Source organism: Naumannella huperziae (genome assembly GCF_054073625.1).
Map to the genome: position 1 here is coordinate 17,987 of NZ_JBSXPH010000001.1, position 18,800 is coordinate 36,786.

Genomic DNA, 18,800 nt, shown 5'->3' on the forward strand with positions numbered 1-18,800 from the left:
GCCGGACATCGGTAGCTGTGCACGTCAACGAGGACGTCCGGCACACCCCCCCCTGCCACCAAGGATCGTCGGGCACGTACCTGCCCGTGGAAGGAATGTTTCGGCAATGGCCACAGTCAGTTTCGATGACGCCACGCGCGTCTACCCGGGTTCGGACACCCCCGCCGTCGACAAGTTCAGCCTGGACATCGGCGACGGCGAGTTCATGGTGCTCGTGGGCCCGTCGGGTTCCGGCAAGTCGACCGCGCTGCGGATGCTCGCCGGCCTGGAGGAGGTGAACGCGGGCACCATCTCGATCGGCGACCGCGACGTCACCGACCTCCCGCCGAAGGACCGGGACATCGCGATGGTGTTCCAGAACTACGCGCTGTATCCGCACATGACCGTCGCGGACAACATGGGCTTCGCCCTGAAGATGCAGAACGTGCCCAAGGCCGAGCGCGACAAGCGCGTGCTCGAGGCCGCCAAGCTGCTCGGCCTGGAGGACTTCCTGGCCCGCAAGCCCAAGGCCCTGTCCGGCGGTCAGCGCCAGCGCGTCGCCATGGGCCGCGCGATCGTCCGCCAGCCGCAGGTCTTCTTGATGGACGAGCCGCTGTCCAACCTGGACGCCAAGCTGCGCGTCTCCACGCGTACCCAGATCGCCGCGCTGCAGTCCCGGCTCGGCGTCACCACCGTCTACGTCACCCACGACCAGGTCGAGGCCATGACGATGGGCGACCGGGTCGCGGTGCTCAAGGACGGCCTGCTGCAGCAGGTGGACAGCCCGCTCGCGCTCTACGACAAGCCGAAGAACCTGTTCGTGGCGGGCTTCATCGGCTCCCCCGCGATGAACCTGCTCGAGGGCCGGGTCACCGAGGGCGGCGTCGAGGTCGGCGACTACGTCGTCCCCGTGTCCCGCGAGGTGCTGGACCGGGCCGGCGGCGAGGAGAATCTCGTCCTCGGCATCCGCCCCGAGAACTTCGCCGTCGCCGATCAGGGCATCGCTCTCGACGTCGCCGTCGTGGAGGAGTTGGGCGCGGACGCCTACCTGTACGGCACGCCGGCCGGGCTCTCGGCCGAGAAGCAGCTCACCGCCCCGCAGGTGGTGGCCCGGATCTCCTCGCGGCGCCCGCCGGAGCGCGGCAGCACCATCCGCCTCGGGGTCGACCCGGCGCAGGTGCACGTGTTCTCCCAGCAGAGCGGGGATCGCCTCTCCGCCTGAGAACCGCGTCCGGTCGAGCGTCGCCGGGACCGGCGGCGCCCGACCGGCGACGGTGATTCCGGACGGCGTTCAGAGCGCGGCGACCACCGGTTCGGTGGTCGGGGCCGGGGAGCCGCCGGCCGGTTCGACGGTGACCGCGAGCGCGGTCGTCCCCGCATCGACGGGGGCGTTCATCACCACCCGCGAGTTCCCGCCCGCGACCAGGGCGTCCGGGATCGGGCGGCCCGCGCGATCGATCGTCCACAACTGATAGGTACGCCCGGCGCCCGGGTCCGGCAGATCCGAGCCGACGAACAGCGCCTGGCCCTGCTGGCGCGAGACGACGAAGGCGCCCCGGCCCCCGCCGGGCAGTTGCACCGCGAGGATGCGGCTGTCCGGCGCGGTCAGCGCCTCGTCCTGCCGCGCGGCAACGACCGCGGTCTGCCGCTCCAGCGCAAGGCCGCCCGCAACTCCCGCACCGAACGCGACGAGGATGGCCGCCGCGGCAGCGAGCGGGCGCAGCCAGCGCCGCCGACGGAACCGATCGGCCCGCGCCCCGTCGCCGGAGACGACGGGCGTCGGCGCGGTCGGCGGAGGCCCCACGGGGGGCAGCGGCCGGATCTGCTCGATGCCCTCCAGCACCCGCTCCCGGACCTGGGCCGGCGGCGGCTCGGCGACCGCCGCGGTGCTGTCGGCCAGTAGCTCGCGGAACTCGCCGAGCTCGCGTCGGCAGTCCTCGCACTCATCGAGGTGCCGCTCGAACCTGGCCTGGTCGGCCGGCTCGAGCGCGTCCACGGCGTACGCCCCGACCAGCCCGCAGATCGCGGGCTCGGCGTCACTCGTCTGCCTGCTGTCCATCACCCCTGCACCTCCAACGCGTCGCGCATGCCGATCAGGGCATCGCGAATCCGGGTCTTCGCCGTCCCGAGCGGCAGCTTCAGCATCGTGGCGACCTCCCGCTGGGTGTAACCGCCGAAGTAGGTCAACACCAGCGCCTCGCGCTGCAGTTCGGTCAGCGACCCCATGGCCCGGCGTACCCGCTCGGCGTCGAGCCGCGCGTCGACGTGGTCCCAGACCTGGTCGGGGCGCGTGTCCCGGGCCGCGGTGGCGGCCCGGGCGTCGGCGTCGTCGCGGACGGTGGCCGCCTGCGCCGCGCGTACCCGATCGACCGCCCGTCGATGGGCGATCGTGGTCAGCCAGGCCGCCACGCTGCCCCGCGCGGGGTCGTAGCGGGCCGAGAGCCGCCATGCTTCGAGATAGACCTCCTGGGTCACCTCGGCGGCCTGCTCCGGCGAGCGGACGATCCGCTGCACGAGCCCGAAGATTCGCGGACTGGTCCGGTCGTACAGCGTCGCGAACGCCTCCTGCTGGCCGCGCGCGGCGCGGTCCAGCAGCTCGGGCAGATCCGCCCCTTCGTCCGGCACCGATCGCAGGTGCCGGCCGGCCGAGATGGTCTCCCGGCCGGCCGATCCGTCCGTCATGGCCTCAAGCCTCGCACGACGTGATCACTGCGGCAGCAGTACGCCGTCGATGATGTAGACGGTCGCGTTCGCGGTCTGCACGTTGCCGCAGACGACCTTCGCGCCGTTCACCGTGAAGCTCTCGCCGCTCCCCTCGACCTTCACCTTCTGCTCCGGGTTGAGCGTCTCGTGCTCGCCGGCCAGCTCGTCGGGCGTGAGCCGGCCCTGCACCACGTGCATGGTCAACACATTGGTGAGCAGCCCGCTCGGATCGCCCATCGCCTTGTCCAGCGTCTTCTTGTCGAGCTTCTCGAAGGCCGAGTTGGCCGGCGCGAACACCGTGATGTCCTCGGCATTGTTCAAGGTGTCGACGAGCTTCGCCTCCTTGACGGCGCTGACCAGGGTGGACAGCTCCGGGTTGTTGCTGGCGGCGGTGGCGACCGGTGCGGTCGACATGCCGTCGAAGGATCCCGCGCCGCTCTTCGGGATGGCCGAGCACGCCGGGCCGAACGGCTCGGCGGCCGCCGCTCCGGTCTGCGCCGACGACGGCGACGACCCGGTGGTCGCCTCCGGCTGCGAGCTGGCGCTGGGGGCGCCGGTCTGTGTCGGACCGGCGGCGTTCATGTTGCCGCAGGCCGCGCCGGCGACGAGGACGGCGGCGGCGCCGAGTCCGAGCAGACCGCGACGCAGGGCAATCGAAGACTTGATCATGATGAGTTTCCCTTTCCAGGTTTCCTGATCATGGTTCGGAGCGGGTCGGGATCCGGATTGGTCGATTCGCGATGATCTTTCGCCGATGATCATTCCGGCATCACGAACTGGATCTCGTGCCAGCCGCGGGCGCCGTCGGGGAACACCCCGGTGCGCTCCTCGGGTTGGGTCCGGCCGGTCCCGTCGGTGGCGCGGACCCGCGCCCGGTGACGCCCGGGCGCTCCGTCGAAGGGCAGGTACCACTGGCGCCACAGGTCGATCCCGGCGTCGTCGGCGAGCCGGGCCGGGCGCCACGGCCCGTCGTCGATCTGCACCTCCACCCGCGCGATCCCCCGGTGCTGGGCCCAGGCCACCCCGGCCAGCACGGGCGCAGTGGGGTCGAGCTTGCCGAGCGAGCGCGGAACATCGATCCGGCTCTGGGTCAGGATCGGCGCCTCGGTGGCCCAACCGCGTTCCGTCCAGTACGCGGTGGCGCGGTCGTAGCGGGTGAACTCGATCCGTTCCAGCCACTTGGTGGCCGACACGTAGCCGAACAGGCCCGGCACCAGCATCCGGGCGGGGAAGCCGTTCTTGTCGGGCAGCACCTCGCCGTTCATCCCGACGACGATCATCGCGTCGCGGCCGTCGCTGACCGCGGCGTACGGCGTGGAGCAGGTGTAGCCGTTGTCGAAGGAGTGGCTGAATACCTGGTCCACGCCGGGCTGTACGCCGACCCGCTCGATGATCTCGGTGAACGGTACGCCCAGCCAGCGCGCCGTGCCGACATAGGGCCCGCCCACCTCGTTGGACACGCAGGTCAGGGTGATGTCGCGCTCGATCATCGGCAACCGCAGCAGGTCGTCATAACTCAGGGTGAGCGGCCGGTCCACCATGCCGTCGATCGTCAACTGCCAGTCCCCGGGGTCGCGGCTCGGCGTGACCAACGCGATGTCGACGCGGTAGAAGTCCTCGATCGAGGTGCGAAACGGCGTCATGCCCGGCAGTTGCGCGCCGGGAGGTGGCGCCGGGGCGGGCTCCGTGGGTGTCGGCAGTGGCCCCCGGCCGGGCCCGGACCCGCGGGCCCGCGACCCGATCGCCCCCGACCCGGCCAGCCCCCCGGCCGCCAACACCCCGCCCACACCCAGCGCCACCAGCATTGTTCGCCGCTCCCGGCCGAGCGCCGCAACCGCGCGGTCATCGCCCGCACTCCGCCGGAGCCGGCGCAGCAGCAGCGAGAATCCGGCCACGCCCACGACGAGCGTGACCAGCGACGGCACCGCGTCCCAGCCCGTGGCACCCGGCCGCGCCAGCGCCAGGACCAGCGGGATCGCGCCGAGCGCCGCGACGGCGGCCGCGGCGCCGCGCGGGTGCCGCGGGCCGGCCAGCCCGATCGCGAACGCGGCCCCGAGCAGCACCACGAACACGGCGGCGATCAGGACCGGCTTGTCGGCGGTGCCGAGCGTGCGGACCGCGAACTCCTTGGCCGGCGTCGGGGCGGCGTCGATCAGGGTGGCCCCGACCACGGTCAGCGGCCCGGCGCCCGGGCGTACCAGCGCGGCCGTCAACTGGCCGGCGGCCACGGCGAATGCTGCCGCCACGACACCGGTCGCCGCGGCCAGAGTCCGGCCAGCGATCGCTCGATTCACACCCGTGGTTCGGAGCGGACGGGGATCCGGATTGGTGAATCGTCGCCGCGACTCGGCGATCCGGGCGACACCACGTGCCAGAATGACCAGATGCCCCGGTTCGTGTCGACCAAGCCGGATGCCCGACTGATCCAGCTCCCGTGGGAGGTGCCGCTCGCCGACTGGCCGGTGGACAAGCTCGTCGCGCTGCCCCGCGGCATCTCCCGGCACGTCGTGCGGTTCATCCGCGTCGGCGACGAGACCTATGCCGCCAAGGAGGTCATCGAGCACCTCGCCGTGCACGAGTACCGCCTGCTGCACGACCTGAACCGGCTGGGTACGCCGTCGGTCGAACCGGTCGGCGTGGTGACCGGCCGGGTCGACGCCAACGGCGAGCCGCTGGACCCGATCCTGCTCACCCGGCATCTGCAGTTCTCGCTGCCCTACCGCGCGCTGTTCACCCCCGGCGTGCGCTCGGAGACCGTCGGCCGGCTGCTCGATGCGATGGTGGTGCTGCTGGCCAAGCTGCACCTGGCCGGGGTGTTGTGGGGCGATGTGTCGCTGTCCAACATCTTGTTCCGCCGCGACGCGGGAGAATTCGCGGCGTACCTCGTCGATGCCGAGACCGGCGAGCTGCATGATCAACTCACCGACGGCCAGCGCGAACACGACCTGATGATCGCCAAGATCAATCTGTTCGGAGAGTTCAGCGACCTGGAGGCGGGCGGGATGCTGGACGAGGCGCTGAAGCCGGAGTTCCTGGTCGAGACGATCGAGCACCGCTACCGCGAGCTGTGGAACGAGCTGACCGGCATCGAGGAGTTCGACGGCTCGGAGATGCACCGCATCGATTCGCGGGTACGCCGGCTCAATGCGCTCGGCTTCGACGTGGCCGAGCTGGACATCACCACCGACCTCGACGGCTCGACGGTGCGGATCCAGCCGAAGGTGGTGGACGCGGGGCACCACTCGCGGCGGCTGATCCGGCTGACGGGCCTGGACACGGAGGAGAACCAGGCCCGCCGGCTGCTGAACGACCTCGACACCTACCGGGTCCGCACCGACCAGCAGAGCGCCGACGAGGCCGTGATCGCTCACCAGTGGCTGACGCGGGTGTTCGAGCCGGTGCTGGATGCCGTGCCCGACGACCTGCGCAGCAAGCGCGAGCCCGCCCAGATCTTCCACGAGGTGCTTGATCACCGCTGGTACATGTCGGAACAGGCGGGCCACGAGGTGCCCATCCTGGATGCGGCGAAGGACTACACCGACACCGTGTTGCGCGAGCTGCCGGACGAGGCGATGTCACCGGATTCGGTGCTGCCGATCGAGCAGCACGGCCGCCGGCTGGTCAACCCGTTCGACCCGTCGCAGGGCTATGTCGACGAGAACGACGACGACCGGCCCTATGACCCCTGGGAGGACGGCACCGAGGAACCGGCCGCCACCCCCGCGCACGACTATCTCGACATCGACGCCCTGCGGGCGCGGGCCAAGGGCTGAGCCGCGGGCTCAGCGGCGGCCCTCGGGTCCGAGCAACTGGCGGGCGATCACCAGCCGCTGGATCTGATTCGTGCCCTCGAAGATCTGCGCAACCTTCGCCTCGCGCATGAACCGCTCCACCGGAAAATCACGGGTGTAGCCGTAGCCGCCGAGCACCTGCACGGCATCGGTGGTGACCCGCATCGCCGTGTCGGTACAGGTCAGCTTCGCGACTGCGGCATCGCGAGTGAAGTCCATTCCCGCGTCGCGTTTGCGGGCCGCATGCAGGTACGCCGCCCGCGCCGCGTCGACTCCCGCCGCCATCTCCGCGAGCAGGAAGCGCAGGCCCTGGAAGTCGGCGATAGGTCGGCCGAACTGATCACGCTCCAACGCATGGGCGCTCGCATGATCGAGCGCGGCCTGCGCCAGACCGGTCGCACAGGCAGCGATCCCGAGCCGACCCGAATCCAGTGCCCCGAGCGCGATCTTCGCGCCGTCGCCCGGCTCGCCGATGATCATCTCCTCGCCGACGATGACGTCGTCGAGGCTGATCATCGCCGTCGGCGAGGCGGTCATCCCCATCTTCTTCTCCGGCGGCGCCGCGCTCAGGCCGGGCGCATCCCCCTGGACCAGGAAACAGGACAGTCCGCGACTGCCCTCGTCGCCGGTGCGGGCGAACAGCGTGTAGTGATCGGCGTACCCGCCGTGGGTGATCCAGGCCTTGGTGCCGTTCAGCCGCCAGCCGCCGTCGATCCGCTCGGCCCGGGTGGCGATCCGGGAGATGTCGGAGCCCGCCTGCGGCTCGCTCAGGGCGTACCCGCCGAGCGTCTCGCCGCCGATCACGCCCGGCAGCAGCCCGGTGCGCTGCCCGGCGCTGCCCCGGTGGGCCAGCGGCCAGGCCGACATGATGTGCACCGAGACCCCGACGCCGACGCTGAACCAGGCGGCGGCGACCTCCTCCAGTGCCTGCAGGTAGGTCTCGTAGGGCTGCCCGGCACCACCGAGCTCGACGGGATAAGGCATCCCGAGCATCCCGAGCTCGCCGAGCTGCCGGAAGGCCTTGCGGGGAAACTCCGCGCGCTCCTCGGCACCGGCCGCGGCCGGCTCCAGCTCCGCGCGGGCGAATTCGCCCACCATGCCGACAATCTCGCGGGCCTCCTCGCCCGGCAGCAGCCGCTGCACCATCGCTCGCATCGTGTCCCTCCTGGCGCGATCGGACCGGTACTGAAAATGCTACTGGAGTACCGCTCCCAGGACGAGTCCAGCGGGCGTCGCCCGCCGCGGGATCGGCCGTGGCGACCTAGGATGTGCCCCCATGGCGCGAATCCAGTTCCCCCGGGTGCGGCTCACGGGTCGGCAGGCCCAGCTCCGCGATCAACTGTTGACGCTGCTGCTGTCCGAAGGCTTCGCGCACTTCACGATGGACGACCTGACCACCCGGCTCGGCTGCTCCAAGCGCACGCTGTACGCCCTCGCGGACTCCAAGGAGCAGCTCGCCACCAGCATTGTCCGGCTGTTCTTCAAGCAGGCCACCGAACACGTGGAGTCACGGGTGGCCCGCTCCCGTGCGCCCGAACGGCGGCTGATCGCGTACCTGACGGCGGTCGCGGAGGCGCTGAAACCGGCGTCGCGGGAGTTCCTCGCCGATGTCGCCGCCTTCCCGCCGACCCGCGAGGTCTACCGCGCCAACACGAGCTGGGCGACGATGCGGGTGCGCGAGCTGATCCTGGAGGGCACCACGAAGGGCAGCTTCCGCAACGACACCGACGCGGGCTTCGTCTCCGAGGTGGTCTCGGCGACCATGACGCGGATCGGCACCGGCAGCATCCAGGAGGCCACCGGGCTGACCGATTCGGAGGCCTACGGGCAGTTGGCCCAGCTCGTGGTGGCGGCGATCAAGCGCTAGCGGCGGTACCGACAGGCCCGGGGCGCGTACCGCCAGAACGTGGGAGAATGGCTGGATGCCGGGTACACGCATTGCCGCCATCGGGCACTACCAGCCCGCTCGGGTCGTCACGAACGCCGAGCTGGAGACGATGGTCGAGACGACGGACGAATGGATCACACAGCGCGTCGGGATCCGCGAGCGTCGCTGGGCGGCGCCCGAGGAGACGGTTGCCGACATGGCGTTCGCGGCCGCGCAGGACCTGCTCGACAAGCACCCCTTCGACGTGACGCGGATCGACATGATCGTGGTGGCGACGTGCACCGCGACCGACCGCTCGCCCAATACCGCGGCACGGGTGGCCAACCGGCTCGGCATGGAGCACGCCCCGGCGACCATCGACGTCAACGTCGCCTGCTCGGGTTTCCCGCACGCCGTGGCGCTGGCCCAGCAGGCCATCGCCACCGGCTCGGCGGAGAACGCGCTGGTGATCGGGGCGGAGAAGCTGACCGACTTCACCGACTTCACCGACCGCTCGACGATGGTGCTGACGGCCGACGGGGCGGGCGCCTTCCTGCTCACCGCCTCCGAGACGGACGAGATGTCGCCGGTCGTCTGGGGCTCGGCACCGCCGCTGTCGGATGCGGTACGCATCGAGGCGGCCGAGGGCTTCAAGTTCGCCCAGAACGGTAACGCGGTCTACCGCTGGACCACCCGCGCGCTGCCCGAGATCGCGCAGCAGATCATCGCCAAGGCCGGCCTCGAGCCGACCCAGCTGGACGCGATCGTGCTGCACCAGGCGAATCTGCGGATCATCGAGCCACTGGCCCGCAAGATCGGCGCCCCACAGGCCAGGGTGGCCACCGACGTCGTCGAGTCCGGCAACACCTCCGCCGCCTCGATCCCGCTCGCGCTGTCCAAGCTGCAGGACTCCGCCGACCCGCTGAAGCCGGGATCGAAGGCGCTGCTCTTCGCCTTCGGCGGCGGCGTCGCCTACGCGGGGCAGGTCGTCACCATCCCCTGAGCGGCCGTCCCCCGAGCGCGGGCCCGGTTCACGCCGTCCAGAAGTCCCAGAAGCGCAGCAGGATCAACACGGCCACCGTTGCGTACAACACCACGACCGGAACCGCGCCCGCTGCCGCGAGCACCCGCCGCAGCCCGGCCGGCGACGGGATCCGCTCCTTGATCAGGTTGTCGACGGTGACGAGGACGAAGATCGGGATCATCGCCGCCCAGACCACCATGCAGTACGGGCACAGCGCGCCGATCACGTACAGACTCTGCGCCATCAGCCAGGCCACGAAACCGATGCCGAAGATCACTCCGGCCTGCAGTCCCCACCAGATCCATTGCGGCAGCTCCAGCCCGGCGGCCAGCAGCACGCCGAGCGTGATCACCACCGCAAAGGCCGCGATCCCGATCAACGGGTTGGGGAAGCCGAACGCGGAGCCCTGCGCCGAGTTCATGACCGACCCGCAGGACAGCACCGGGTTGATGCTGCAGCTCGGGCGGTACGCCGGGTCGGCCAGGCTCTGCACCTTCTCGATCATCAGCACCAGCGCGGCCAGCCAGGCGATCGCGCCGAGCACGGCCAGCATGACGCCGCCGGTACGCCCGCCGAGACCCTGCTCGGACCTCTCGCTCACGCCGCGGCCAGCGCGCGGTCGATCGCGGCCGGCAGCTCGGCGAAGCTCTGCAGCTCGACCTGGCGGCCGTCGATGAAGATCGTCGGCGTGCCCTGCACCCCGAGCGCCTCCCCGTCGGCGGCGTCGGCGGCGATCCGCTGCTCGGTTGCCGGGTCGTTGTAGGCCGCCTCCCATGCGGCCATGTCCAGCCCGAGGTCGCGCGCGAACCCGCGGAAGGTGTCGTCGGCCGGGACCTGCTGCTCGGCCCACTCGGTCTGGGTCTGGTACATCTTCTGATACATCTGCTCCCACTTGCCCTGCTGGCCGGCGGCCTCGACCGCCCGTGCGGCGCGCATGGCGTTGAAGTGGCTCGGCACCGGGAAGTAACGCGCGACGAAGTTGACCCGGTCGCCGTAGGTCTGCCGGGCCTGCTCCATCGTCGGGTACAGCGCACCGCACGCCTCGCACTCGAAGTCCAGGAACTCCACCACGGTCACCTTGGCCTCGGGCGGCCGGTTCAGGTAGACGCTGTTCGGCCGGACCAGCTCGGCCGGTCCGGCCTCCGCGGCCTGGCGGTCACGGATCGCGCCGCCGACCACCACCACGATCCCGATCACGACCGCGGTGGTGACGAGCAGGGACAGCGAGATGATGATGTTGCGTTGAATGGCGGCCTGACGCTTCCGGCGTTCCAGCTCGGCCGCGGCTCGGCGGCGCGCATTGCGGGGCAGGGGGGCTCTGGGCTTCGACATCGGGGGACTCCTCTCCAACGTCAGCAACGCCCCCGCCCGCGCCCCGGTTCCTATCCGAAATGGAACCGAGAAGCCTTGCCAACAAGCGGCTCCCGCACGCGCACCGCGTCGCCGACGGCCACCCGCCCGGGCCGGGCCACCGCGCAGTCCAGGCCGAAGTACACCTCCGGCCCGCGGCGCCGGTAGCCCGCCAGCGCCCGCATCAGGGTCCCCTCGGGTCGGCCGCGCTCGCCGATGTCGATCACCGCACAGCGCGGCACCGGCCCGCGGATGATCAACTCCGCCGAGCCGACCGCGAGCCGGGCACCTGCCGGTAGCGCCTCCAGCTCCGGGCCGGCGGCATCGTCGACGGTCAGGTTCGCGCGGAATCGCTCGTCGGCGACCGGTCCGCCGATCCGCCCCGACAGCTCGGCGAGCGCCGAGGTGGTGACGAGGGTGACGGCGCCGGAATAGACGATGTCGCCCGGCTCGGCCCGCGCCAGCACCACCGGCCGGTCCAGCAACGCCTCTACCGCCGCGGCGTGAGCGGACCCGACGGTCTGCAGCCGCGCCGCCCGACCCCAGTAGTCGGCGACCAGCTCCCCCGTCTCGACGAGCTCGTCGCGCACCCGGCGACCTCCGGGGAGGTCGAGCTCCAGCACCGGATCGTCCCAGCGCGCACGGACCGCGACCAGGCCGGGATTCTCCACGGTCCGCAACACGCGCCCGCGCTCGGGGTCACAGAACGCCAGGGCGCGGTCACCGAGGACGCCGGCCGAGCCGATCCCGGCCGCCGGCAGCGACTCGTGCCGCGTCCCCTTGACGGCGGCCCGGCCGACCCGGACCACCCGCCCGCTCATCGGTGACACCAACCCTGCAGCACGCCCGCCACAGTAATCCGCGCCCCGGGCCGCGGCCGCGTCGATAGGCTGGGCCGGTGACGTTTCGCCTCTACGACACCGCGACCCGCGAGGTCCGTGACTTCGTGCCGCTCGAACCGGGCAAGGTGTCGATCTACCATTGCGGGCTGACCGTGCAGTCGGCGCCGCACCTCGGCCACATCCGCAAGGAGGTCGTCTTCGACGTGCTGCGGCGCTGGCTCACCCGCCAGGGCAATGACGTCACCGTGATCGCGAACGTCACCGACATCGACGACAAGATCCTCGCCAAGTCCGCGCAGGCCGGCGTGCCGTGGTGGGCCCATGCGTACCGCTTCGAGCGCGAGCTGCACGACGCGTATGCGGCGCTCGGCTGCATCCCGCCCACCTATGAGCCCCGCGCCACCGGGCACATTCCCGAGATGATCGAACTGGTCGGCACGCTGCTGGAGCGCGGCCACGCCTATGTCGCACCCGACGGCTCGGGCGATGTCTACTTCGACGTCCGGTCCTGGCCCGCCTACGGCGAGCTCTCGCGGCAGCGGCTGGACGAGATGGAGCCCGCCGCCGATGCCGACCCGCGCGGCAAGCGCGACCCGCGCGATTTCGCCCTGTGGAAGGGGCACAAGGAGCCCGAGCCGCAGACCGCGTCGTGGCCGTCGCCGTGGGGCCGGGGCCGGCCGGGCTGGCACCTGGAGTGCTCGGCGATGGCCGGGAAATACCTCGGCGATGCGTTCGACATCCACGGCGGCGGGCTGGACCTGCGCTTCCCCCACCACGAGAACGAGCTCGCGCAGTCCCGCGCCGCCGGGCGCGAGTTCGCGCGCTACTGGATGCACAACGGCTGGCTCACCGCGGCCGGGGAGAAGATGAGCAAGTCCCTCGGCAACGGCGCGCTGGTCAGCGAGGTGGTCAAGCGCTACCCCCCGCGCGCGGTCCGGATGTACCTGGCGCAGCCGCACTACCGCTCCGCGGTCGAGTTCTCCGACGACTCGCTCGCCGAGGCAACGGCCGCGCTGGAGCGCATCGACTCCTTCCTGGACCGGGCCGGGGAGGTTGCGCCCGCGGCAGAGCTGCCGGAGGCGTTCGTCGCGGCGATGGACGATGATCTTGGTACGCCGAAGGCGTTCGCCGTGCTCTATGAGACGGTACGCCAGGGCAATGCGGCCCTGAATGCCGGCGACGACGACGCGGCGAGCGCCCGCGCCGGCGAGGTGCGCGCCATGCTGGAGGTCTTCGGGCTCGACCCGGCGGATCCGGCCTGGGCCGGCAGCATCGCGCCGGCCGACGATCGGCTCGGCACGATCGTGGACGAGTTGATCAACCAGTTGATCACCGAGCGTGCCAGGGCCAAGGCGGACAAGGACTTCGCCACCGCCGACGCGATCCGCGACCGGCTCACCGGGCTCGGCGTCGAGCTCACCGATACCCGCGACGGGACCGCCTGGTCGCTGGCGAAGGAGGGGTGATCATGGCCGGCAATTCGGCGCGCCGCGGCGCGGTGCGGAAGAAGGGCAAGGGAAATACGGCCGGTTCGGGCGGACGGGTCCGCCGCGGCCTGGCCGGCAAGGGCCCGACCCCGAAGGCCGAGGATCGCGTCTATCACAAGGCGCACAAGGCGAAGCTCGCCGCGAAGAAGGCCGCGCCGGCCCGGCGTAGTCCGAAGGCCACGGGCGCCGAGTGGATCTTCGGTCGGAACCCGGTGCTGGAGGCGCTGGAGGCCGGCGTACCCGTCCAGGCCGGATACGTCGCCGAGGGGGTCGAGCGCGACGACCGGCTGGCCGACATCTTCCGGTTCACCGCCGATCATGGGATCTCGCTGCTGCAGGTGACCCGCGCCGAGCTGGACAAGATGACCGGGGGCGGCGTGCACCAGGGGGTGGCGCTGAAGCTGCCGGAGTACCGCTACGCCCACCCCGACGACCTGCTCGATGCCGCGATCACCGCCGAGTCACCCGGCCTGGTAGTCGCGCTGGACTCGATCACCGACCCGCGCAACCTCGGCGCCATCGTCCGCTCGGCGGCCGCCTTCGGCGCGAGCGGCGTGATCATCCCCGAGCGCCGGTCCGCCCAGCTCACGGCCGCGGCCTGGAAGACCTCGGCCGGCGCGGCGGCCCGGCTGCCGATCGCCCGAGCCACCAACCTGAACCGCACCCTCGCCGCCTTCGCCAAGGCCGGGTTCACCGTCGTCGGCCTGGCCGGCGAGGACGGCGCGACCGACATCGCCGAGGTGCCCGGGCTGGACGGGCCGGTGGTGCTGGTGGTCGGCAGCGAGGGCGACGGCCTCGCCCGGCTGGTCCGCGAGCACTGCGACACGCTCGCCTCGATCCCGATCACCACCGATGTGGAGAGCCTGAACGCCGGCGTCGCGGCCGGCATCGCCCTCTACGAGATCGGCCGCCACCGGTGAACGAGCCGGCGGCCGCCCCGGTCGGCCGCCGCCGAGTCGAACTGATCGCCGCGACGGCGCTGGGCGCGGCAGCCACCGCCGCGCTGTCGGTGTCGATGTACGGCTATCTCGCCGATGCCGATCTGTGGCTTCGCTACCCGCTCGGTCGGGCCCTCGCCCGGCTGACCGGGTCCGGCCTCAACTTCGGATTCGCGTTCTGCGGCATCCTGGCGCTGACCGCCGCCTGGCTCTGGCTCGGCCGGGTCCGGCCGGCGATCCGCGAGACGATGCTGATCCTGACGATCTGGGCCTTGCCGATGATCTTCGGCCCGCCCGTGCTCAGCCGCGACGCCTACCTCTACGTCGAGCAGGGCTGGCAACTGCTCACCGGGGCGAATCCGTACACGACGGGCCTCGGGCAGGGCGGCCCGACCGCCGCGATGGTGCAGCACTGGGTCGGCACGACCGCCGTCTACCCGCCACTCACCCTGCGCATCCAGCAGCTCGTGGTGACCATCGCCGGCGCGGACGGCTACGCCAGCGTCGTCGGGATGCGGGTGCCCGCGCTCGCCGCCACGGTCGCGCTCGCCCCGATCTGTGCCGCCCTCGCCCGCCGCGTCGGCACCTCCCCGGCCCGGGCGGTGTGGTGGGCCGTGCTCAACCCGTTGACGATGGTCCACCTGGTCGGCGGCGCCCACAACGACGGCCCGATGGTGGCGGTCGCGGCGCTGGCCCTGCTGGTCGCGTACCGGGGAACCGCCGGCTCGTTCGTCGCGGCCGCGGCCCTGGCCGGGGTGGCCGGCGCCCTCAAGCAGCCCGGCCTCCTGTTCGCCGTCGCGGTGGCGCTGATCATGCTGCAGCGCCTGGACCTCCCCGACCGCCGCCGGCGCTGGCTGGCCGGCGCCGGCCTGGTCGCCGGCGCGATCGCCATCGCCGCGCTCGCCTTCCTCGCCGTCAGCGCGCTGTGCGGCCTGGGCAACGGCTGGCTTGGCACGCTGTCGGTGCCCGGGTCGGTGGTCACCTTCACCCCGGCCGACCAACTCGCCGCGCTGATCCAGCAGGTCGGCGCGGCGGTCGAGATCGAGGTGCCGGACGACCTGCGCCAGCGGCTGGTCTGGCCGGTCCGGGTGGTGTTGCTGATCGCTTTGGCGTTGCTCGTCCGGCGCTATCGCCGCTCGCCGATCATGCTCATGCAGAGCGGGATGCTCGCGTTCACGCTGGCCGGCCCGGCGATGCGCGGCTGGTACTACCTGTCCGGCATCACCCTGCTCGGCGTGGCGGGCTCGCGCCGGGTGCTGGCCGTCGGCACCGGGATCATCGTGATGACGCTGACCTCCGAGGGCTTCCAGGAGACCGCGCGGGTGGCGTACCCGCTCGGCTCGGGGCTGTTGGGGCTGACCCTCGGGGCGCTGGCGGCGGTCGCGGCGTACCCGTGGCTGTGGCCGCGCGAGACTCCGGGCGAGCATCAGCGCGTGAGCTAGATTTGCGGGCGTGACGAACATCGCCGAGGCCCTCAATTCCACCGCGGACGCGCTGCCCGAGGTCGACGTCGCCAAGGCCGGCGAGGCCTACCGCGCCATGCTGTCGGTGATCGGCGCCGTCGAGCCGCGGATCGCCGACGCCATCCGAGCGGAGCTGACCGACCAGCGCGGCTCGCTGAAGCTGATCGCCAGCGAGAACTACGCGTCGCTGCCGACGCTGCTGACGATGGGCAACTGGCTGTCCGACAAGTACGCCGAGGGCACCATCGGTCACCGCTTCTACGCCGGCTGCCAGAACGTCGACACCGTCGAGGCGACCGCCGCCGAGCATGCGCGGGAGCTGTTCGGGGCGGAGTACGCCTATGCGCAGCCGCACTCCGGCATCGACGCCAACCTGACCGCGTTCTGGGCGATCCTCGCCCACCGCGTCGAGCAGCCGGCGCTCGCCGAGCAGGGCGCCAAGAACGTCAACGAGCTCGACGAGGGCGCCTGGGAGGCGCTGCGCAAGCAGTTCGGCGAGCAGCGGATGCTCGGGATGAGCCTGGACGCCGGCGGCCACCTCACCCACGGTTTCCGGCCCAACATCTCCGGCAAGATGTTCCACCAGCGTTCCTACGGGACGAACCCGCAGACTCAGCTCGTCGACTACGACGAGGTCGCCCGGCTGGCCCGGGAGTTCCGGCCGCTGGTGCTGATCGCGGGCTATTCGGCGTACCCGCGGCGGATCGATTTCGCCAGGATGCGCGAGATCGCCGACGAGGTCGGCGCGACGTTCATGGTCGACATGGCGCACTTCGCGGGGCTGGTCGCGGGCAAGGTGTTCACCGGCGACGAGGACCCGGTGCCGCACGCACACGTCGTCACCACGACGACCCACAAGTCCCTGCGCGGGCCGCGCGGCGGCCTGGTGCTGGCCACCGAGGAGTACGCCCCGAGCGTGGATCGCGGCTGCCCGCTGGTGCTCGGCGGCCCGCTGTCGAACATGATGGCGGCCAAGGCGGTCGCGCTGGCCGAGGCCCGCAGCCAGGCCTTCCGCGACTACGCGCACGCCGTCGCCGACAACGCGCAGTCCTTCGCCGAGTCGTTGATCAGGCGCGGGGCGACGCTGGTCACCGGCGGCACCGACAACCACCTGGTGCTGCTCGACGTGAGCGGGCTGGGGCTGACCGGTCGGCAGGCCGAGTCGGCGCTGCTCGATGCGGGCATCGTCACCAACCGCAACGCGGTGCCGAACGACCCGAACGGCGCTTGGTACACCTCCGGCGTCCGGTTGGGTACGCCCGCGCTCACCTCCCGCGGATTCGGCGCGGACGAGTTCGACGTCACCGCCGAGATGATCATGGACGTGCTGGCCAACACGACGCCGGTGACGGCCAGCACGGGCAAGCCCGGCAAGGCGAAGTACGACCTGGCCGACGGGGTCGCCGAGCGTACCCACGCCCGGTCGGCCGAGTTGCTGGATCGGCACCCGCTCTACCCGGGCCTGGAGCTCTAGACGCTGGAGCTCCAGGCCACTGGAGCTCGGGGCACGAGGCGGGTCAGCGGGAGAAGAGCTGGCCCGCCAGGCTGACCAGGAAGTTCCGCAACGAATCCGGCAGGTCCCGCAGGTACCAGGTGTCGGGGGCGTGGTACCACGACAGATCGGTCGGATCCGGCTCGTCGGGATCGTCGTCGGCGGCGACCATCGCATCGACCCAGCGCTCGGCGCCGCCGAGAACCACGGCATAGGGCAACAGCTTGGAGATCGTCGCCAACTCCTTGCCCTTCGGCGCCTCGTCGGTGGGCCGCGTCTGCAGCTCCCCCGCCAGCACCTCGAGGCCGCGCAGGGTGGCCGTGCCCTTCGGCGTGCGGGCCGGCATCTCCTGGGCGACGAACAGCAGGCCCAGGCCTAGCAGGATCGCCGCCAGGCCGACCAGGCCGAACGTCGTGAACGCGGCGAGCACCGCCGTCAGCGCCACCGCGCCGACCAGGAAGATCAGGGCGCCGCGGTGCCAGACATTGCGGGTCGAGTCCGGTCGGCGCTCGTACCAGCCATTGGCGACCATCTCGCCGTAGAGCTCCGACTGCACCTCGGCGATCGCGTCGTTGACCCGCGACCCGACGTTGGAGACCAACACCTCGGTTCCGTCGGCCGGAGCGACGGCGTCCAGCAGCCGACGCTCATAGGGCTGCAACGAGTCGTCATCGGCATCGTCGCGGCGGGTGAACGACCAGTCGGCGGCGGCATAGGCCGACCGGGCCGGCAGCTCGGTGATCAACAGGTGGCCGCGGACCGCCAGGTCGACCACGGTCGCGACCACATCGATCGGGTCCACCCGTTCGTCGACGAGCGAGCCGACCTCGCCCGGCCGCACATCGCTGGTCACCCGGAAGTCGGCCTCGCCCTTGCCGACCGGCACGAACTCGGCGACCGCGATGACCTTGGTCCCGCCGGCCCGGTCGACGCCCGTGCGCCGGTGCAGCAGATAGACGGCGATCCCGCCGAGGGCGAGCAGCGCGGCGGCCAGGCCGAGCTGCAGCGGCCCGGCGCTGAACGCCCGGCCTAGCGTCCACCGGTAGTCCAGTTGCTCGTTCACCTCGACCGCCCCCGGCGGGAACAGCACCTGCACCGTGACCACCTCGCCCGCGCCGCGCGGGCCGTCGGTGAACGTCGGCACCGGATCGGCGCCGGTGCCACCGGAGAACGACCGGCAGCTCGCGGTCGCATTGGGCGGGCCGGCCTTGCAGTCCAGCGAGCGGAACAGCCCGGGCACCCGGACCTCGCCGGTGATCTGGCCCACCGGGACGGACAGGCCCTGCAGCATCCGCCAGGTCAGTTGCTCGCCGTCGATGCGGCCCTGCACCGCGCCGGCGACCCGGTAGGACATGGTCACCGGACCCGTGACGCCCTCGGTCGGCACGACGATCTCGACCGCATCGCCCACCGGGTTGACCCGCGGCGCAAGGTCGCGGTCGCCGGCCCGGGCGGTGACATCGCTGATCGTGTACACGTAGTCGGCATCGCCGACGGTGCTCTCCCGGGTCGCGATCCGCTGGGTCAGCTCGGCGGGCGGCGAGCCGTCGAAGGTCAGGGTCTGCTCGACGTACAGCAGCCCGCTGGGCTCCAGCCGCGCCTGGACGTCCATCGTCGCCACATCTCCCGGTGCCGCCTGGGCGGGCAGCAGCGCCACGAACCAGGCGAGCAGCGCCAGCGGGATCAACAGCCGGGCACGTCGGGCACGCTTCGCGATCACGTCATCCTCCGGGTCGGGCCGGCGGCCGCCGAGCACGGCCGCGAGAGCTTTCGGGTCACCCTACGACACCCGGCGGTCGCCGGGCGCCGCACCATTCTGACGCTCGCGCGTCCCGGAGCGCCGGCGAATCGCGCGCCGGCGCGG

General features: G+C 71.7%; 17 protein-coding genes. 8 read left to right on the forward strand and 9 right to left on the reverse strand.

The features are described 5' to 3' along the window. Window positions 1-106: 106 nt before the first annotated feature. Window positions 107-1,201 (forward strand): ABC transporter ATP-binding protein, encoded by a 1,095-nt coding sequence (locus ACXDC7_RS00065; RefSeq protein ID WP_179445410.1) that lies wholly within the window; start codon window positions 107-109, stop codon window positions 1,199-1,201. A gap of 69 nt (window positions 1,202-1,270) precedes the next feature. On the opposite strand, the gene ACXDC7_RS00070 is transcribed toward ACXDC7_RS00065, so the two are convergent. From ACXDC7_RS00070 to ACXDC7_RS00085, 4 genes are all read right to left on the reverse strand, one after another. Further along, on the reverse strand, window positions 1,271-2,038 hold the full coding sequence (locus ACXDC7_RS00070; RefSeq protein ID WP_459220773.1) for an anti-sigma factor: 768 nt from the start codon (window positions 2,036-2,038) through the stop codon (window positions 1,271-1,273). Next, on the reverse strand, window positions 2,038-2,661 hold the full coding sequence (sigK, locus tag ACXDC7_RS00075) for an ECF RNA polymerase sigma factor SigK (protein WP_179445408.1): 624 nt from the start codon (window positions 2,659-2,661) through the stop codon (window positions 2,038-2,040). The genes ACXDC7_RS00070 and sigK overlap by 1 nt, the downstream gene beginning before the upstream one ends. Window positions 2,662-2,685: 24 nt before the next feature. Beyond that, a complete protein-coding gene (locus tag ACXDC7_RS00080) occupies window positions 2,686-3,351 on the reverse strand; it encodes a fasciclin domain-containing protein (RefSeq protein WP_179445407.1) in 666 nt (221 codons plus the stop codon). Between the two features lie 89 nt (window positions 3,352-3,440). After that, on the reverse strand, window positions 3,441-4,928 hold the full coding sequence (locus tag ACXDC7_RS00085; RefSeq protein ID WP_343045935.1) for a molybdopterin-dependent oxidoreductase: 1,488 nt from the start codon (window positions 4,926-4,928) through the stop codon (window positions 3,441-3,443). 138 nt (window positions 4,929-5,066) lie between these two features. Here ACXDC7_RS00085 and ACXDC7_RS00090 point away from each other — a divergent pair, with 138 nt between their 5' ends. After that, entirely contained in the window at window positions 5,067-6,455 is a 1,389-nt protein-coding gene (locus tag ACXDC7_RS00090) for a DUF4032 domain-containing protein (RefSeq protein ID WP_179445405.1), read from the forward strand. Between the two features lie 9 nt (window positions 6,456-6,464). Here the strand turns inward: ACXDC7_RS00090 and ACXDC7_RS00095 are convergent, their stop codons facing one another. Continuing rightward, window positions 6,465-7,628 (reverse strand): acyl-CoA dehydrogenase family protein, encoded by a 1,164-nt coding sequence (locus ACXDC7_RS00095; protein ID WP_179445404.1) that lies wholly within the window; start codon window positions 7,626-7,628, stop codon window positions 6,465-6,467. 121 nt (window positions 7,629-7,749) lie between these two features. On the opposite strand from ACXDC7_RS00095, the gene ACXDC7_RS00100 reads away from it, so the two are divergent. Together ACXDC7_RS00100 and ACXDC7_RS00105 are read left to right on the forward strand one after the other, a co-directional pair. Beyond that, window positions 7,750-8,340, forward strand: coding sequence for a TetR/AcrR family transcriptional regulator (locus tag ACXDC7_RS00100; RefSeq protein WP_179445403.1), 591 nt, complete (start codon window positions 7,750-7,752; stop codon window positions 8,338-8,340). A gap of 55 nt (window positions 8,341-8,395) precedes the next feature. Beyond that, a complete protein-coding gene (locus ACXDC7_RS00105; RefSeq protein WP_179445402.1) occupies window positions 8,396-9,343 on the forward strand; it encodes a beta-ketoacyl-ACP synthase III in 948 nt (315 codons plus the stop codon). A gap of 28 nt (window positions 9,344-9,371) precedes the next feature. Here ACXDC7_RS00105 and ACXDC7_RS00110 read toward each other — a convergent pair whose 3' ends face one another. From ACXDC7_RS00110 to ACXDC7_RS00120, 3 genes are read right to left on the reverse strand one after another with little or no spacing between them, the layout of a single operon-like run. Continuing rightward, window positions 9,372-9,965 (reverse strand): vitamin K epoxide reductase family protein, encoded by a 594-nt coding sequence (locus ACXDC7_RS00110; RefSeq protein ID WP_343045934.1) that lies wholly within the window; start codon window positions 9,963-9,965, stop codon window positions 9,372-9,374. After that, window positions 9,962-10,696 carry a DsbA family protein gene (locus ACXDC7_RS00115; protein WP_459220774.1) on the reverse strand — a complete coding sequence of 245 codons (735 nt, stop codon included), beginning with the start codon at window positions 10,694-10,696 and terminating at the stop codon, window positions 9,962-9,964. Before ACXDC7_RS00115 ends, ACXDC7_RS00110 begins: the two co-directional genes overlap by 4 nt. Before the next feature lie 50 nt (window positions 10,697-10,746). Next, entirely contained in the window at window positions 10,747-11,535 is a 789-nt protein-coding gene (locus tag ACXDC7_RS00120) for an MOSC domain-containing protein (protein WP_459220775.1), read from the reverse strand. 77 nt (window positions 11,536-11,612) lie between these two features. Between ACXDC7_RS00120 and cysS the strand changes: the two genes are divergently transcribed. The 4 genes from cysS to ACXDC7_RS00140 are packed head-to-tail and all read left to right on the forward strand — an operon-like array spanning window position 11,613 to window position 16,918. Next, window positions 11,613-13,022, forward strand: coding sequence for a cysteine--tRNA ligase (cysS, locus tag ACXDC7_RS00125; protein WP_459220776.1), 1,410 nt, complete (start codon window positions 11,613-11,615; stop codon window positions 13,020-13,022). Window positions 13,023-13,024: 2 nt separating this feature from the next. Then, window positions 13,025-13,963: a 23S rRNA (guanosine(2251)-2'-O)-methyltransferase RlmB gene (gene rlmB, locus ACXDC7_RS00130; RefSeq protein WP_459220777.1), complete on the forward strand. Its 939-nt coding sequence runs from the start codon at window positions 13,025-13,027 to the stop codon at window positions 13,961-13,963. Continuing rightward, window positions 13,960-15,423: a polyprenol phosphomannose-dependent alpha 1,6 mannosyltransferase MptB gene (gene mptB / locus ACXDC7_RS00135; RefSeq protein WP_459220778.1), complete on the forward strand. Its 1,464-nt coding sequence runs from the start codon at window positions 13,960-13,962 to the stop codon at window positions 15,421-15,423. The genes rlmB and mptB overlap by 4 nt, the downstream gene beginning before the upstream one ends. Before the next feature lie 52 nt (window positions 15,424-15,475). Further along, window positions 15,476-16,918, forward strand: a complete 1,443-nt coding sequence (locus tag ACXDC7_RS00140; RefSeq protein ID WP_459222785.1) for a glycine hydroxymethyltransferase — start codon at window positions 15,476-15,478, stop codon at window positions 16,916-16,918. A gap of 43 nt (window positions 16,919-16,961) precedes the next feature. On the opposite strand, the gene ACXDC7_RS00145 is transcribed toward ACXDC7_RS00140, so the two are convergent. Next, a complete protein-coding gene (locus ACXDC7_RS00145; protein WP_459220779.1) occupies window positions 16,962-18,656 on the reverse strand; it encodes a DUF2207 family protein in 1,695 nt (564 codons plus the stop codon). Window positions 18,657-18,800: the final 144 nt, after the last annotated feature.

Excerpts from the sequence above, each read along its gene's own strand:
- ACXDC7_RS00065 (WP_179445410.1), top strand. The coding sequence starts at position 107 with ATGGCCACAGTCAGTTTCGATGACGCCACGCGCGTCTACCCGGGTTCG.
- ACXDC7_RS00070 (WP_459220773.1), bottom strand. The coding sequence starts at position 2,038 with ATGGACAGCAGGCAGACGAGTGACGCCGAGCCCGCGATCTGCGGGCTG.
- sigK (WP_179445408.1), bottom strand. The coding sequence starts at position 2,661 with ATGACGGACGGATCGGCCGGCCGGGAGACCATCTCGGCCGGCCGGCAC.
- ACXDC7_RS00080 (WP_179445407.1), bottom strand. The coding sequence starts at position 3,351 with ATGATCAAGTCTTCGATTGCCCTGCGTCGCGGTCTGCTCGGACTCGGC.
- ACXDC7_RS00090 (WP_179445405.1), top strand. The coding sequence starts at position 5,067 with ATGCCCCGGTTCGTGTCGACCAAGCCGGATGCCCGACTGATCCAGCTC.
- ACXDC7_RS00095 (WP_179445404.1), bottom strand. The coding sequence starts at position 7,628 with ATGCGAGCGATGGTGCAGCGGCTGCTGCCGGGCGAGGAGGCCCGCGAG.
- ACXDC7_RS00100 (WP_179445403.1), top strand. The coding sequence starts at position 7,750 with ATGGCGCGAATCCAGTTCCCCCGGGTGCGGCTCACGGGTCGGCAGGCC.
- ACXDC7_RS00105 (WP_179445402.1), top strand. The coding sequence starts at position 8,396 with ATGCCGGGTACACGCATTGCCGCCATCGGGCACTACCAGCCCGCTCGG.
- ACXDC7_RS00115 (WP_459220774.1), bottom strand. The coding sequence starts at position 10,696 with ATGTCGAAGCCCAGAGCCCCCCTGCCCCGCAATGCGCGCCGCCGAGCC.
- ACXDC7_RS00120 (WP_459220775.1), bottom strand. The coding sequence starts at position 11,535 with ATGAGCGGGCGGGTGGTCCGGGTCGGCCGGGCCGCCGTCAAGGGGACG.
- rlmB (WP_459220777.1), top strand. The coding sequence starts at position 13,025 with ATGGCCGGCAATTCGGCGCGCCGCGGCGCGGTGCGGAAGAAGGGCAAG.